The 13598-nt window shown below is 68.3% G+C and carries 19 protein-coding genes; 7 read left to right on the top strand and 12 right to left on the bottom strand.

The window, feature by feature from the left end; all coding sequences use genetic code 11:
- Window positions 1-14: 14 nt before the first annotated feature.
- Window positions 15-590, bottom strand: a complete 576-nt coding sequence (locus OHB23_RS06930; protein ID WP_222631959.1) for a type IV toxin-antitoxin system AbiEi family antitoxin domain-containing protein — start codon at window positions 588-590, stop codon at window positions 15-17.
- 114 nt (window positions 591-704) lie between these two features.
- On the opposite strand from OHB23_RS06930, the gene OHB23_RS06925 reads away from it, so the two are divergent.
- A complete protein-coding gene (locus OHB23_RS06925) occupies window positions 705-1442 on the top strand; it encodes an LmeA family phospholipid-binding protein (RefSeq protein WP_027506333.1) in 738 nt (245 codons plus the stop codon).
- Here the strand turns inward: OHB23_RS06925 and deoC are convergent.
- Window positions 1439-2116, bottom strand: coding sequence for a deoxyribose-phosphate aldolase (deoC, locus tag OHB23_RS06920; protein WP_222646261.1), 678 nt, complete (start codon window positions 2114-2116; stop codon window positions 1439-1441). The two genes, OHB23_RS06925 and deoC, sit on opposite strands and share 4 nt — an antisense overlap.
- A gap of 75 nt (window positions 2117-2191) precedes the next feature.
- Between deoC and purU the strand changes: the two genes are divergently transcribed.
- Complete coding sequence (gene purU / locus OHB23_RS06915) at window positions 2192-3082, top strand: formyltetrahydrofolate deformylase (protein WP_027506331.1); 891 nt, start codon at window positions 2192-2194, stop codon at window positions 3080-3082.
- A 13-nt stretch (window positions 3083-3095) separates the two neighbouring features.
- Here purU and OHB23_RS06910 read toward each other — a convergent pair whose 3' ends face one another.
- Genes OHB23_RS06910 through OHB23_RS06900 form a run of 3 tightly spaced genes read right to left on the bottom strand, consistent with a single transcriptional unit; the run spans window position 3096 to window position 5580 of the window.
- Complete coding sequence (locus OHB23_RS06910) at window positions 3096-3689, bottom strand: class I SAM-dependent methyltransferase (protein ID WP_204869089.1); 594 nt, start codon at window positions 3687-3689, stop codon at window positions 3096-3098.
- Window positions 3686-4702, bottom strand: coding sequence for an alpha/beta fold hydrolase (locus OHB23_RS06905; RefSeq protein ID WP_442973023.1), 1017 nt, complete (start codon window positions 4700-4702; stop codon window positions 3686-3688). Before OHB23_RS06905 ends, OHB23_RS06910 begins: the two co-directional genes overlap by 4 nt.
- Window positions 4699-5580 carry a MerR family transcriptional regulator gene (locus OHB23_RS06900; RefSeq protein WP_328811175.1) on the bottom strand — a complete coding sequence of 294 codons (882 nt, stop codon included), beginning with the start codon at window positions 5578-5580 and terminating at the stop codon, window positions 4699-4701. Before OHB23_RS06900 ends, OHB23_RS06905 begins: the two co-directional genes overlap by 4 nt.
- A gap of 76 nt (window positions 5581-5656) precedes the next feature.
- Here OHB23_RS06900 and OHB23_RS06895 point away from each other — a divergent pair, with 76 nt between their 5' ends.
- The 3 genes from OHB23_RS06895 to OHB23_RS06885 all read left to right on the top strand — a co-directional run bounded on the left by OHB23_RS06895 (window position 5657) and on the right by OHB23_RS06885 (window position 7673).
- A complete protein-coding gene (locus OHB23_RS06895) occupies window positions 5657-6136 on the top strand; it encodes a DUF2975 domain-containing protein (RefSeq protein WP_027506328.1) in 480 nt (159 codons plus the stop codon).
- Window positions 6136-6348, top strand: coding sequence for a helix-turn-helix domain-containing protein (locus OHB23_RS06890; protein ID WP_027506327.1), 213 nt, complete (start codon window positions 6136-6138; stop codon window positions 6346-6348). The genes OHB23_RS06895 and OHB23_RS06890 overlap by 1 nt, the downstream gene beginning before the upstream one ends.
- Window positions 6349-6416: 68 nt before the next feature.
- Window positions 6417-7673: an Nramp family divalent metal transporter gene (locus tag OHB23_RS06885; protein WP_051613478.1), complete on the top strand. Its 1257-nt coding sequence runs from the start codon at window positions 6417-6419 to the stop codon at window positions 7671-7673.
- Here the strand turns inward: OHB23_RS06885 and OHB23_RS06880 are convergent, their stop codons facing one another.
- The 4 genes from OHB23_RS06880 to OHB23_RS06865 all read right to left on the bottom strand — a co-directional run bounded on the left by OHB23_RS06880 (window position 7674) and on the right by OHB23_RS06865 (window position 10847).
- Complete coding sequence (locus OHB23_RS06880) at window positions 7674-7967, bottom strand: DUF2516 family protein (protein ID WP_027506325.1); 294 nt, start codon at window positions 7965-7967, stop codon at window positions 7674-7676.
- Between the two features lie 67 nt (window positions 7968-8034).
- Window positions 8035-8904, bottom strand: coding sequence for a heparin-binding hemagglutinin (locus OHB23_RS06875; RefSeq protein ID WP_307091161.1), 870 nt, complete (start codon window positions 8902-8904; stop codon window positions 8035-8037).
- Window positions 8901-9368, bottom strand: a complete 468-nt coding sequence (locus OHB23_RS06870; protein ID WP_037186255.1) for a helix-turn-helix domain-containing protein — start codon at window positions 9366-9368, stop codon at window positions 8901-8903. The genes OHB23_RS06875 and OHB23_RS06870 overlap by 4 nt, the downstream gene beginning before the upstream one ends.
- Before the next feature lie 207 nt (window positions 9369-9575).
- Window positions 9576-10847, bottom strand: a complete 1272-nt coding sequence (locus OHB23_RS06865) for a DUF445 domain-containing protein (protein WP_027506323.1) — start codon at window positions 10845-10847, stop codon at window positions 9576-9578.
- Window positions 10848-11123: 276 nt separating this feature from the next.
- Between OHB23_RS06865 and OHB23_RS06860 the strand changes: the two genes are divergently transcribed.
- Window positions 11124-11825 (top strand): TetR/AcrR family transcriptional regulator, encoded by a 702-nt coding sequence (locus OHB23_RS06860; RefSeq protein WP_027506322.1) that lies wholly within the window; start codon window positions 11124-11126, stop codon window positions 11823-11825.
- Between the two features lie 6 nt (window positions 11826-11831).
- Here OHB23_RS06860 and OHB23_RS06855 read toward each other — a convergent pair whose 3' ends face one another.
- Window positions 11832-12014: a hypothetical protein gene (locus tag OHB23_RS06855; protein WP_328811174.1), complete on the bottom strand. Its 183-nt coding sequence runs from the start codon at window positions 12012-12014 to the stop codon at window positions 11832-11834.
- A gap of 44 nt (window positions 12015-12058) precedes the next feature.
- Window positions 12059-12313, bottom strand: a complete 255-nt coding sequence (locus tag OHB23_RS06850) for a hypothetical protein (protein WP_155957058.1) — start codon at window positions 12311-12313, stop codon at window positions 12059-12061.
- Window positions 12314-12517: 204 nt separating this feature from the next.
- Here OHB23_RS06850 and OHB23_RS06845 point away from each other — a divergent pair, with 204 nt between their 5' ends.
- A complete protein-coding gene (locus OHB23_RS06845; protein WP_155957057.1) occupies window positions 12518-13093 on the top strand; it encodes a type 1 glutamine amidotransferase domain-containing protein in 576 nt (191 codons plus the stop codon).
- Window positions 13094-13100: 7 nt separating this feature from the next.
- Here OHB23_RS06845 and OHB23_RS06840 read toward each other — a convergent pair whose 3' ends face one another.
- Entirely contained in the window at window positions 13101-13589 is a 489-nt protein-coding gene (locus OHB23_RS06840; RefSeq protein WP_328811173.1) for a PPOX class F420-dependent oxidoreductase, read from the bottom strand.
- Between the last annotated feature and the right edge of the window lie 9 nt (window positions 13590-13598).

The raw sequence follows: 13598 nt of genomic DNA, 5'->3' as shown, positions 1-13598 counted from the left end.
AGGGGAACATCCTCTCAGCGCAGCGCCGTCTCCACCCGCTCGGCCACCCGGTCACCGCACTCCACAGCCTGCTCGAAGAGATCGTCGACGACCAGTCGTCCGAGCACCAGACCGTCGGCGACCACTTCGTCGAGGGTGAACTGCGAGATGCCGCCCGCCGCGAGATCCAGCACGGTGCGGACCGGCGTGGTCATGCGGAAGGCACCGGAGAGCTCGATATCCGCGCCCGTCAGGCGTCCCCGATGGATCGCGAGGCGCTGGTCGTGCGCTCGCGCCGTCCCGCTGACCCGGACGTGGACGAACTGCGGGTGCAGGCTGCCCATGCCGTGCAACTCGGCCGCACTCTGGTGGGAGATCACCGCGGTGGCGCCCAGCCACACGCACCACTTCGAGTACTCCTCGAGATCGTGGCTCGGCCAGTCCGACAACCGCAGCAGATCGGTCTCGACCCGCGTCCAGGATCCGTCGGCGACGTGCGCCTCGATCTCGGACGGCAGATACCCGGCATCGAGCGCGTGAGCTGCGGTGAAGTACCCGTCCTGTTCGGCGACCACGCCGTCCAGACGTTCCGCCACATCGTCGCCCGCCATGCTCGAAGAGCCTACGTGTTTGTGTCACGCGTCACAGAGAAATGGCGCTGTCGCCGTGCACCCGATCGGCCGGTCCACAGAGGAACCTCAGAGATGTCGTCCACACTGTCTCTCATGACTCACGACACCGCACCCAGACGACGCTCCCGGGTGCCTCTCATCGCCGGAGTGCTGGTCATCGTCGTCATCGCGGCACTCGTCGGCGGCGAGTTCTATGCCCGCAACCGCGTCGAGAACTGCCTCACGACCCAGTTCGAGAGCGAACTCGGCTCACAGATCGACGTCGGCCTCGGCCTGCAGCCCGTCCTGTTCTCCCTCGCGACCGAGAAGTTCTCGTCCGTCGACATCTCGAGCGACGACACGAAGTTCGGGCCCGCACAGGACATGCAGGTCCAGGCGACCGTGAACGACGTCGACCTCACCTCCACGGACACCACGTCCGGTCAGATCGGCAGCAGTTCGGCCGACGTCACGTGGTCGACCGGCGGCATCCTCGCGACCCTGCAGGAGCAGGGCGTCGGCAGCGTCGTGTCCGGTGTGACCAGCGATCCCGCCGCCGGAACGCTGAAGTTCGCCATCGTCGGTGGACTCGCGGAACTCACCGTGAAGCCCGTGGTGCAGGGCGACACGATCGAGGTCCAGACCACGGACGCGTCGATCCTCGGCATCGGCATTCCCACCGACCTCGCGGACAGCGTCGTCTCGGTGCTCACGGACAGCCTGCAGGCGTACCCGCTCGGCATGACGCCGGACGCCCTCGAGGTGACCGACACCGGGATCCACATGACCCTCAGCGGCGGCCAGTACACGATCCCCGCCGCGCAGGGCGGTCAGCAGCAGGTCACCTGCTAGTCGGCGAAGCCGTCCAACACGCTGCGGGTCCCGGACAGGCCCAGTCGGGTGGCGCCGGCCTCGATCATCGCTCGGGCGGTGTCCGCATCGCGGATGCCGCCCGACGCCTTGACACCCAGGCGGCCACCGACGGTGCGGGCCATCAGACTCACTGCCTCCGTCGACGCTCCACCCGCGGGATGGAACCCCGTGGACGTCTTGACGTAGTTCGCGCCGGCCCGCTCCGCCGCCCGGCAGCACTCGATCACCGCGCGCTCCCCGTCCGCCGACGCGAGCAGCGCCGCCGACTCGATGATCACCTTCAGGACGGCGTTCTCGCCCATCGCCTCCCGGACGGTGATGATGTCCGCCAGGACGGCGTTGAAGTCACCCTCCACCGCGGCGCCGACGTCGATCACCATGTCGACCTCGCGCGCCCCGTGCTGCACCGCCAGACGCGCCTCCGAACCCTTGATCAACGAGTGGTGCTTTCCGGACGGGAACCCCGCCACCGCGGCGACCACCAGGTCACCCGTGTCACGAACCGGGAGCATCGACGGCGACACGCAGACCGCGAGGACGCCCAGATCCTTCGCCTCCGCGACGAGCGCCCGGACGTCGGCGACCGTCGCCTCGGGCTTGAGCAGAGTGTGATCGACCATGCGGGCGACGTCGGTGCGCGTGAGGGTTGTCATGCGCTCCACCTTTCCAGACGGAGGCCGGTCGGGATCGGTCAGGAAGGGACGGGTGTCAGTGAGACAATGGCGCCCATGCCGCCCGAATCTCCACGCTCCGACTCTCGCCGCTACGTCCTCACCCTGGGCTGCCCCGACCGCACGGGCATCGTCGCGCGCATCTCGACCTTCCTGGCCGATCTCGGGGGCTCGATCGTCGAGGCCGCCTATCACGCCGACGCGGACAGTGGCTGGTTCTTCACCCGTCAGGCCGTCGCGGCCTCGTCGATCGACATCGGAGTCGACGAGCTGCGCGCACGGTTCGCGGCGGTCGCCGCGGAGATCGGCCCGGAATCCGAGTGGTCGCTGCACGATTCCGGAGAGCGCAAGAAGGTCGTGCTCCTGGTGAGCAAGGAGGGACACTGCCTCCACGATCTGCTCGGGCGCGCCGCCGGCGGAGAACTGCCGGCGACCATCGAAGCGGTCATCGGCAACCACCCCGATCTCGAATCCGTCACGCGCGCACACGGTGTGCAGTTCCACCATGTTCCGTTCCCCGAGGACCCCAGCGAGCGCGGGCCCTCCTTCGACGCGCTCCGCGACCTCGTCGACGGCTACTCCCCCGACGCGGTGGTGCTGGCGCGCTTCATGCAGGTGCTGCCGGAGTCGTTGTGCGAGCACTGGTCCGGGCGCGCGATCAACATCCACCACAGCTTCCTGCCGTCGTTCGTCGGCGCCCGGCCGTATCACCAGGCGTTCGCACGAGGGGTCAAGCTCATCGGCGCGACGTGCCACTTCGTCACCGCCGAGCTCGATGCCGGACCCATCATCGAGCAGGACGTCATCCGCATCGACCATGCGGACGCGGTCGCCGACATGGTCCGTCAGGGCCGGGACATCGAGAAGATGGTGCTCGCGCGCGGACTGCGCTGGCACCTCGAGGACCGTGTGCTGGTGCACGGCCGCAAGACCGTGGTGTTCGACTAGACGGCTGGTCGTATCAGGCAGCTGGGGTTCGACCCACCACGACGGTCTCGTTGTAGACGAACAGCTTTCCCACCGGACGCGGGAACGGGAACGAGGCGGACGTCGTGCGCTCGATGCCGGCGGCAGCGCAGAGGGCGAGCAGGTCGGCGGCGTCCAACCAGCTCGTGTGCGTCGGGTCGCTGGCGAACCCGACTTCCTGTGGGCACACGATCATGACGACGGAGTCCGGCTGCAGACACGGCAGGTACTCCGTCAGCACCTCACCCTCCGCGCCCGGCGGCAGGTGCTCGAGCAGGTGGGCCATGAGCATGCCGTCGAAGCCCGTGTCGCCGAGGGCGTGGAACTCCTCGGGTGTGTACGCGGTCATGCCCTGCGAGCGGCAGAACTCGACGGACGCGACGTTGTGATCGACACCGACGCTACCCGCGGGAAGGTTGCGCAGATTCCGGCCGATCCCGCAGCCGACGTCGAGAACGCGCCGCCCAGCGAGATGGCGTCGGATGTTCCACTGGTACGGAGCCTGCACGCGCAGAACGCGTTTCCACCGCGCACCCTGCAGCTCGCGCAGCCGCTCGGTGTAGGCGTCCCCTCTGGTGTCGTCGCTCATGCCGGCAGCTCCGCCAGCCGGACCAGCTCGGCGTCGAACTCCGCGATCGATTCCACCGAGCTCATGTGTCCGACACCGTCGAGTTCGAGGAACCGGCCTAGCACTCCGGCGCGGGAGAGTCGATCGGCGAGCTTGCGGGCGTGCACCGGCGGCGTCAGGCGGTCGCGAGTACCGACGATCACCGACGTCGGGACGTCGATGTTCTCCAGCGCGTCGTGAATGTCCAACGCGGACAGCGCCGATCCCCACATGCCCCGCGTTCGAGGGGAGCACTCGCGCACGATGCGTTCGCAGAACGCCACCTGCGCCGGAGTGGACTCGGCGCCCATCGTCACGTACTTCAGAGCACGAGCGGAGAACGGACTCGACGGGATGGGCAGTGCCGATCCGAGCACGCTCGACGCCACCCGCGCCGGCACCTGAGCGACACCGGGTGGCAACGGGATGACAGTGGTCTCGCGGACCAGACTGTCGGTGGCCGTGTTGGCCAGCAATATCGCCTTCACGTAGTGGCGCACCTGCGCGGGATACTGTGCCGCCCAACTCATCACGGACATGCCGCCCATGCTGTGTCCGGCGACGACGGCCTTGGTGTCCGAGTCGACCGTCGCGTCGAGCACCGCGGCGAGGTCGTCCCCCAGGACGTCGGCACCGAGTGGCCGGGTCCCCACCTCACTGGCTCCGTGCCCGCGCTGGTCGTACACGACGACGCGGTACCGTCCGGCGAGGTCGTTGATCTGCGGCGCCCAGAAGTCGGCGGAGCAGGTCCATCCGTGACTGAGGACGATCGGGGCGGCGTCCGGGTCGCCGTACTCGCGCACGTGCAGCGCGGCACCGTCCTCGGCGACGACCGTGCGCACCCGTGGGGTGAGCTCCGGACGCGCCAGCAGTACATCGGTGTCCGCCATCCGCGCCGAGGGCGGTGACGCCCGTCGAGTCGCCCGGATCCAGGCTGCACCGGCCACCGCGACCGCGGCCACGGCAGCGGTCACCACTGCACCACGAGTGTTCATCGGTCTCCTGTCCTGCTGCTCGAGCTGGTGCTCGCGCCGTTGCCGTCACTGTCGTCGGTGTCCGCCGTGGCGGCGTCGCCGCTGAACGCTGTGGCGGCGTCGCCGCTGAGCGCCTTCTCCATCGCGTGCACGATCTCGGCGTCCATGGTCTCGGAGAAGAGCGCCTGCACGGCACGGCTTGCCAGCGGACGCAGGGTGGTGATGAGGTCCGCCATGGCCGAGAGCTCGCTGGGGTCGAGCGTGAACGGATCGGCGCCGCCCGGAACGAACCTGTCGACCACCAGACGCACGAACTGCTGGGACACGCTCGTCAGGTCCTGGTGGACGCGCTCGGTGCGGGACAGGATGTCCGGCAGCGCGAGACCCGCGTCGAACAGCACCTTGGCCGCGCGGACCAGGGCGGGGTTCTCGATGCGGTAGCCGTCCCCGTCGCGGGAGAAGACGTCGAGCGCTTCGGCACGCGTCAGATCGTCGTCGCTGATCCGTCCGTCGAACATGGTGTCGATCTCGTCGCGGGTCAGCCGCGCCGGGTGGTCGACGTTGGCGGCGCCGTCGGGATCCTCGGTGCCCAGGACGTCCTCGACGCGGAGTCCGTACTGCGCCGCGGTGAGGAGTTCGCTGATGGTGACGAAGGTGTAGCCACGGTCGAGCATGCGCGAGATCATCTGCAGCCGAGCGAGGTGCGACTCGTCGTACCAGCCCGTCCGACCCACCTTGCGCGGGGGCGGGAGCAGACCGCGGTCCTGATAGACGCGCACGTTGCGGACGCTCACGCCGGCTTCCCTGGCGAGGTCGTCGATCCGGTACTCGGTCAGGCCGACTCGGCGGAGATCCCGGGGATCACGCGAGCGAGCATCGTCGAGTGGGGAGTCCGGCACCCTCAGACCTTAACCCTGCCGCCCTCCCGCACCAGTACCTATTGATTTTCGATAGATCCTGACCGATACTCGATGCATGATCACGGAAAGACGCGTCGTCGCAACACTCAGGGTGTTCCTCGCCGGCCTGTTCGCCCTGCTCGTCCTGTTCCAGGTCATGTCGCTGCCGGGACAGTTCGCGCACATGGCCCGCGAGAACCCGGAATCCGCGTACCTCCGATGGCCCCTCACCGCGCTCACCATCTTCTGGGTGGTGTGCGTGCAGATCGTCGTCATCGCCACCTGGAAGCTGCTCACTCTCGTCCGCCGGGATCGCATCTTCTCCGGTGCCGCGTTCGTGTGGGTCGACGCGATCGTCCGCGCGATCGTGGCCGCCGGTGTGTCGCTCGGTGTCGTGTTCCTCGTCGTCGGGTTCCGCGCGGACGATCCGGGGCCCGTGCTCCTGCTGTTCCTGCTCTGCATGATCGTCGGCGTCGCCGCACTGCTGATGATGGTCATGCGTGCCCTGCTGCGGAAGGCGAGCGACCTGCGCGCCGACCTCGAGGGCGTCATCTGATGCCCATCGTCGTCCGCATCGACGTGGAGCTGGCCAAGCGCAAGATGAGCGTCGGCGAGTTCGCCGAGCGCGTCGGACTGACCCCCGCCAACGTCGCCGTACTCAAGAACGGGCGGGCCCGCGCGGTGCGGTTCAGCACCCTGGAGACCATGTGCCGGGTGCTGGAGTGCCAGCCGGGTGACCTGCTCGAATGGGTGGACGACGAGACATGATGCGGGTGCCCTAACTTATTGGTACGGCCCGGCGAACACGATCGCGCCGGGTGCCCTACACTTCCGTCATGGTCGACCGCATCGGAACTCGTCCACCCACATCCGGAGGCATCACTCCCGTCCGGCTGTTCACGCTGCTCGGCCCCGCGTTCGTCGCCGCCATCGCCTACGTCGACCCGGGCAACGTCGCCGCGAATCTCACCGCGGGCGCGCGCTACGGCTACCTCCTCGTGTGGGTACTCGTGGCCGCCAATGCGATGGCGGTACTGATCCAGTACCTCTCGGCCAAGCTGGGCCTGGTCTCCGGACGATCACTGCCGGAGATGCTCGGCGACCGCATGCGTCCCTGGCCCCGCCGGGCGTTCTGGGTGCAGGCCGAGGCCGTGGCGATCGCGACGGACCTCGCCGAGGTGATCGGCGGCGCCATCGCGCTCAACCTCCTGTTCGGCGTTCCGCTCTTCGTCGGCGGTCTCATCACCGGCGTCGTGTCGATGGTGATCCTGGCCGTCCAGTCACGGCGGGGTCAGCGCACCTTCGAGTTCGTCGTCATCGGCATGCTCGCCATCATCACGATCGGCTTCCTCACCGGCCTGCTGTTCACCGACATCGACGCGGGCGGTGTCGCCGGCGGTCTCGTACCGGGGTTCGACGGCTCCGGATCGGTCCTGCTCGCGGCCAGCATGCTGGGCGCGACGGTCATGCCGCACGCCATCTACCTGCACTCCGCGCTCGCCCGCGACCGCCACGGCGTCGAGAAGGACTCCGGCAAGCTCGACCGCCTGCTGCGCGCGACCAAGTGGGACGTCACGTTCGCGCTCATCATCGCCGGCAGCGTCAACATCGGCATGCTGCTGCTCGCCGCATCGGCGTTCCGCGGCGAGGAGGGCACCGACACCATCGACGGCGCGCACGCGGCCATCGAGAACAATCTCGGGCCCGCGGTCGCCGCGATCTTCGCCGTCGGCCTGCTCGCCTCGGGTCTCGCGTCGACCTCGGTGGGCTGCGCCGCCGGTGCCGAGATCATGAAGGGACTGCTGCAGAAGCGGATCCCGATCCAGGTGCGCCGCGTCGTCACGTTGATTCCCGCGCTGGTGGTCCTGGGTATCGGCGTCGATCCGACGCTGGCGCTGGTGCTGAGTCAGGTGGTGCTGAGCCTGTGCATTCCGTTCGCGCTGATCCCGCTGGTGCGCATGACCTCCAGCAGCGCGGTGATGGGCGCCCGCATCAACTCACGGACCACCGTGGTCCTCGCCGTCGTCACCACCGGCCTGATCGTGGCGCTCAACGCGGCACTGCTCTGGCTCACGGTCACCGGCCAGGGGTAGCTACCAGCGCGGTCCGCGCTGGATGTCGTCGACCTTGGGCCGCACGTCCACGAGGTACACACCGATGGCGACGACGGCGATGATGCCGACGAAGCCCACCACCGGGAAGACGAGCAGGATCAGCAGCGCGACCGCGAGAATGGCCACCCACCCCGGCTTGTTCAGCTTGTCCGCGGCGGTGAAGGCGTCGGGGCGCTGGCGGATGGCGTGGAAGAGCGCGAACGCCACACCCACCAGAGCGATGAGTTGCAGGATGTTCATGATCGCGCTGGTCGCGCTGTACGCCATGGGCATGCGGTCATCCTAAACGACACCGACCCCCGCGCTTCGTCAGCGCGGGGGTCGGAATTGTCGCGATCGACTAGCTGGTCGACTTCTTGGCCGGAGCCTTCTTGGCCGGGGTGGCCTTCTTGGCGGGGGCGGGAGTCGAGGCCTTGGCCGGGGCGGCCTTGGCGGGAGCCGACTTCGTGGCCGGGGTCTTCTTGATGGGCGAGCCCGCGTTGTTGCGCGTCTTGCCCTCGACCGTGCCTGCTGCACCCGAGGCGCGATCCGACGCCTTCTGGCCTGCGGTCTTCGCCTTCTGGCCGAGCTCGTCGATCTTCTCGCTCAGCTCGTCGGCAGCCTCGTCGACATTGTCGACGGCGTCCTCGGCGCCTTCCTTGATCGCGTCGGTGGCCTCGTCGGCACCTTCCTGCACACGATCGGACGCGCGGCCCGCGAGGGCTGCGGCGCGCTCACCGACGGCGCGGGTCTGCGAGGCGACGGTGCCGAGGGTCTGCTCGGTGAGGTCGACAGCGTCGTTGGCGACGGCGTTGGCGCGCTCGAGACCGTCCTCGACCGCCGGGTTCTTGCGGATGCGCTCGACCGTCTCCTCGCCGCGCTCGGCGAGTGCGGTGTAGAGGTCCGACGCCACCTTGAGGTAGGCCTCGGCGACCTTGCGGAGCTCCTCGGGGGTGAAACGCTCGCGGAGATCGGCGATCTCGTCCGGCAGCTCCTGCGGCAGCGCGTTCAGGCGTCCGCGGAGCGTCTCGACGCTCTCGGTGACGTCTTCCTGCAGGTCGGCGAGGCGGGCGCGGGCGGTGTCGACGCGGTCGTTGACGTCGGCCTGCGTGCTCTCGGCGCGGTGGCGGACCTGGGCGACGACGTCGGCCACGGCCTGGACCACGGCGTCACCGGCGCCGACGGCGGCGAACAGCGGGGTCTTGACGGTGTCGAACTTCGGGTCGGTCATGTGTGATCTCCTGATGTCGTTTCGTGGTTGATCTCTGATCGCAGCGTGGGGGTGCCGGTCTCGTTCTCGCGGCGGAACGAGTAGTAGATCTCGAGGAGCACCTGCTTCTGACGCTCCGTGATGGAGTCGTCACCGTGCACCGCGTCGATGATGGGACTGTGCGGCCGTTCCTCGAGCAGACCGGCTTGCACGTACAGGACCTCCGAGGACACACGAAGACCCTTGGCGATCTGACTCAGAACCTCTGCCGACGGCTTGCGCAGGCCCCGCTCGATCTGGCTGAGGTAGGGATTGCTGACGCCGGCGGAGAGTGCGAGTTGCCGCAGGGACACCTGGGCCGACTCTCGCTGTGCCCGAATGAAACTCCCGATGTCCTGTGTCGCCGTGCTGACGACGCGGGCGGCGAGATCTCCGGCTGCCGACACCACTGTGGTGTCGTCGCCTTCCTTCTCCTCGGATGCCATCTCGAACACTCCTGACTCATGTCGAATGCGCCTCGCCAACGACGATAACCAAGGGTGCTAGCAATTGCAAGCACTGTGCTAGCACCCACACCCGAGGGCACGCGGTGGTGGTGTCGACCAGCCACACACCCTGCTCGGCGCTGCGCACCCCGACCAGTCGGCGGAAAGGGGTGGGCACCTCACGCACCCCGTGCACGGCCGCGGCGGCTACCCGAACAACAGGTGCGAGATCGAGTAGATCGCCAGACCCGCGAGCGAGCCGACCACCGTGCCGTTGATGCGGATGAACTGCAGGTCCCGTCCCACCTGCAGCTCGATCTTGCGGCTGGCCTCGTCGGCGTCCCATCGGGCGACGGTGTCGGTGATGACGGTGGTGATCTCGTCGGTGTAGTTCTCGACGATGTAGCGCACGCCGGCCATCAGCCAGCCGTCCGCCTTGCCGCGCATCGCGTCGTCGTCGCGCAGGCGGAGCCCGAACTTCTGCACGTTCTCGCTGATCTTGGCGCGCAGGGTGCTCTTCGGGTCGTCCACCGAGTCGACGATGAGCCGCTTGGCCACCTTCCACGATGCCGCCGCGAGGCCGGTGACCTCGTCGCGGCCCATGATCTCCGACTTGATCGACTCGGCCTTGGCGATGGTGTCGGGGTCGTTCTGCAGGTCGTCGGCGAAGTCGGTGAGGAACTTGTCGGCCGCGAGCCGCAACTCGTGCTGCGGGTTCGACCGGACCTTCCACGTGAACTCCACGAGTTCGCGGTGGATGCGTTCTCCGAGAAGCACATCGACGAACTTCGGCGACCAGGACGGAGAGTCCCTCGACACGATCCGGTCGATGGTCGGCAGGCTGTTCTGGGCCCATTCGTGTGCGCGCTCGGCGAGCAGGTCGATCAGTGGCTTCTGCCGGTTGTCCTCGAGCAGCGAGCCCAGGACGCGTCCGATCGGCGGCCCCCACTGCGGATCACCGAGGCGCTTGACGATGGTGTTGTCGATGACCTGCTGGATGTCCTCGTCGTCGAGCACGTCGAGGAAGCCGCGCAGCACGGTCGCCGTCTCCTCCGCGACACGGTCGGCGTGGGCCGGGTCGGCGAGCCAGGTGCCGAGGCGCAGCGGGATGCGCGCGGACTCGACCTTCTGCGACACGACGTCGACGGCGAGGAAGTTCTGCCCGACGAACGATCCGAGGCTGGTGCCGAGCTGGTCCTTCTTCCGCTTGATGATCGCGGTGTGCGGGATCTTCAGACCCATGGGGTGCTTGAAGAGAGCGGTGACGGCGAACCAGTCGGCGAGCGCGCCGACCATGCCCGCCTCCGACGCCGCCCGGACGAAACCGACCCAGCCGCCGGCGCCGCGGGACTCCTGCCACCGGCAGAAGAGATAGACGATGGAGGCGAACACCAGGAAGCCGGTGGCGACGATCTTCATCTTGCGGAGGTCGCGTCGTTTGACGTCCTCGTCGAATGTCATGAGCTGCACCGACTCCATTGTGCAGGGTCGGCGTGCGACTCGTGCCCCGACCGGCGACGACGTCTCGCCCGGACGCGGGTCCGACGGCGCCGGGCACTACTGTTGGAGTGGGCGACGTGACATGCGCCGCCGCACACGAGTGCGCCAGAAGCGCAGTCGGACATCGGGACGGAGTACACGCGCGTGGCGAGCAGATCGGCAGCGAGGAAGAGCGACGGGGACACCGCCGACCAGGACGCCGACGAGACCGGGGCCCGGAAGGCCGGGCGAACCCGTTCCGCCAAGGCCGAGACGGTGAAGCCGGATTCCGACGACACCGCGACCGACGCCCGCACGGACAAGCCGGACGGCCGCAAGAGACGCTGGCGCGAGCACAAGATCGCCCGTCGCGAGGAACTGGTGGACGGCACTCTCGCCGCCATCCGGCTGCGCGGCCGCAACATCGGCATGGACGAGATCGCCACCGAGATCGGTATCTCGAAGACCGTCCTGTACCGCTACTTCCACGACAAGAACGATCTGACCAACGCGACGCTCGAGCGATATGTGGAGACGACTCTCGCACCGCGGATCTATGACGCGATCAGCGTCGAGCTCGACGAGTACAACCTCACCCGCCAGGTGGTCGCCGCGTACGTGGAGACCGTCGCGGACGACCCCGAGGTCTACCTGTACGCGATGTCGAACAGCTCGGGGCCGAACCGCGACGTGGTCGCCGAGTCGGAGCGCATGATCGCCGAACTGCTGGCGACGGTGCTCGGTGAGCGCCTGCGCCGGATGGAGATGGACTCGGGCGGCTCGCTGCCCTGGTCGTACGGGATCGTGGGCGGCGTCCAGTTGGCCACGCACTGGTGGATCTCGAACCGGTCGATGTCGGCAGCGGACCTCATCGACTACCTCACCATGATGGTGTGGGGCGGCATCCACGGTGTCGCGGAAGCGGGCGGTTCGCCCTCACGCTTCAACGCGGTCGACCACCCACTCGTCGACGAATAGAGGCGCCTAGCGGTCGTGCTCGTCGTCGAGCGGGACGTCGCGACCCTGCTCGAGCAGGTCCGCGTCGGAGGCGTCGTACGTCACGGCGACCGTGGGCGTGACCGCGTCGGTGTCGTCGTCCCGCACCGTGTCCCGCTCCTGCTCGAGAGCGTCCTCGACGGGAAGTTCCGGGCTCGTGAAATCGGGCATCTGTCGTTCCCTCCCTCGGTGAGTCTGCGTGGGCCGTTCCGAGGTTACCGGCGCTCGACCGGAACCAACACCACGGCCATACCGGCCATACCGATCATGAGGACACCGACCAGGGCTCCCAGGGCGAAGGAGTTCACCGCGGCCGCCACGAAGGCCGCCATCCCGGCGCACAGAGCGACCATCAGGACGATTCCCGCCGTGGTGTGCTCGAAGAGGCAGGTCATCACGGGTGCCTCGGCGGCATCGCCGGCGGTGTCGGGCACGACCGCTCCGGCCGCGTCCACTGTCGGTGTGCTCACTGGTGTTCCCCTCTCCCGCGTCACCTCTCGGTGAACGCAGCGGTGCCTCGATCGGACGTGCTCACCATCCGGTCGAAGGGCAGATACCCGCGCCCGGGCCGATCCAACCCGCCGAGGGTGTGCCGTTTCCCACCACCGGGTGCCGGGTAGATCGGGACAGCCGCATCGCGTCCCGCGACACGGCGAGAACGAGAGAGGTTCACGATGACTGACACCCCGAACACCGACTCCGGGTCGGCCCGCCGCACCGTGGCGTTCCTCGCGACGGACGGTGTCGAGCAGATCGAGCTCACCGCTCCCCGCGAGGCACTCGATCAGGCCGGAGCGACCACGGTGCTGCTCTCGCTGACCCACGGTGAGATCCAGGCCTTCGAGAACGACACCGAACCTGCCGACACCTTCGCCGTCGACCAGTTGGTCGCCGAGGCCTCCGTCGACGACTTCGACGCGCTGGTCCTGCCGGGTGGAACGACCAACCCCGACACGCTGCGCCTCGACACCGACGCGGTGTCGTTCGTCCGCGACTTCGTGAACTCCGGCAAGCCGGTGGGGGTGATCTGCCACGGCCCGTGGACGCTCGTCGAGGCCGATGTCGTACGCGGTCGCACGCTGACCTCGTACCCGAGCGTGCGTACCGACATCAGGAACGCCGGCGGCACGGTGGTGGACGAGGAGGTCGTCGTGGACGGCAACCTGATCTCCAGCCGCAACCCGGACGACATCCCCGCGTTCTGCGAGGCCGTGGTCCAGGCCGTCACCGCTCTCGACGCGGCCGAGTGAGCCGGGGTCAGCCGTTCGACTCGTCGGCCGGCTGATCCTGCGCGGGCGGCGGGAATCCGCCGGTCGCGATCGGTCCCCACGTGTCGATGGCGATCCGGATGATCGACTTGCCCTGCGACACCATCGCCTGCCGGTACTCGTCCCAGTCGGGGTGCTCGCCCGCGATCGCCCGGTAGTAGTCCACGAGCGGCTCGACGGAGTCGGGCAGGTCGATGACCTCCGCGGTGCCGTCGATCTGCACGTAGGGGCCGTTCCAGTCGTCGGAGTGGATGCAGAGCGTGACGGCCGAGGACCGACGGATGTTCACGGTCTTCGCGCGCTGCGGGTACGTCGAGACGACGATGCGCCCCTGCGCGTCGAGCCCGCAGGTCACGGGTGAGATCTGCAGTCCACCGGACTGCTTCGTGGTGACCAGGGTGGCGTGATGCCGCTCGGCGACGAAGCGATGCAGGGCATCGAGATCGACTCGGTCGGCTGTTGCGTACGTCGGTGCCATGATTCGAGG

The organism is Rhodococcus sp. NBC_00294 (genome assembly GCF_036163995.1).
Taxonomy (GTDB): domain Bacteria; phylum Actinomycetota; class Actinomycetes; order Mycobacteriales; family Mycobacteriaceae; genus Rhodococcoides.
This window is presented reverse-complemented; position numbering and strand designations above follow the sequence as displayed.

Coding starts and splice junctions, on each gene's coding strand:
- OHB23_RS06930 (WP_222631959.1), bottom strand. CDS start 590: ATGGCGGGCGACGATGTGGCGGAACGTCTGGACGGCGTGGTCGCCGAA.
- OHB23_RS06925 (WP_027506333.1), top strand. CDS start 705: ATGACTCACGACACCGCACCCAGACGACGCTCCCGGGTGCCTCTCATC.
- deoC (WP_222646261.1), bottom strand. CDS start 2,116: ATGACAACCCTCACGCGCACCGACGTCGCCCGCATGGTCGATCACACT.
- purU (WP_027506331.1), top strand. CDS start 2,192: ATGCCGCCCGAATCTCCACGCTCCGACTCTCGCCGCTACGTCCTCACC.
- OHB23_RS06910 (WP_204869089.1), bottom strand. CDS start 3,689: ATGAGCGACGACACCAGAGGGGACGCCTACACCGAGCGGCTGCGCGAG.
- OHB23_RS06905 (WP_442973023.1), bottom strand. CDS start 4,702: ATGAACACTCGTGGTGCAGTGGTGACCGCTGCCGTGGCCGCGGTCGCG.
- OHB23_RS06895 (WP_027506328.1), top strand. CDS start 5,657: ATGATCACGGAAAGACGCGTCGTCGCAACACTCAGGGTGTTCCTCGCC.
- OHB23_RS06890 (WP_027506327.1), top strand. CDS start 6,136: ATGCCCATCGTCGTCCGCATCGACGTGGAGCTGGCCAAGCGCAAGATG.
- OHB23_RS06885 (WP_051613478.1), top strand. CDS start 6,417: ATGGTCGACCGCATCGGAACTCGTCCACCCACATCCGGAGGCATCACT.
- OHB23_RS06880 (WP_027506325.1), bottom strand. CDS start 7,967: ATGCCCATGGCGTACAGCGCGACCAGCGCGATCATGAACATCCTGCAA.
- OHB23_RS06875 (WP_307091161.1), bottom strand. CDS start 8,904: ATGACCGACCCGAAGTTCGACACCGTCAAGACCCCGCTGTTCGCCGCC.
- OHB23_RS06870 (WP_037186255.1), bottom strand. CDS start 9,368: ATGGCATCCGAGGAGAAGGAAGGCGACGACACCACAGTGGTGTCGGCA.
- OHB23_RS06865 (WP_027506323.1), bottom strand. CDS start 10,847: ATGGAGTCGGTGCAGCTCATGACATTCGACGAGGACGTCAAACGACGC.
- OHB23_RS06855 (WP_328811174.1), bottom strand. CDS start 12,014: ATGCCCGATTTCACGAGCCCGGAACTTCCCGTCGAGGACGCTCTCGAG.
- OHB23_RS06845 (WP_155957057.1), top strand. CDS start 12,518: ATGACTGACACCCCGAACACCGACTCCGGGTCGGCCCGCCGCACCGTG.
- OHB23_RS06840 (WP_328811173.1), bottom strand. CDS start 13,589: ATGGCACCGACGTACGCAACAGCCGACCGAGTCGATCTCGATGCCCTG.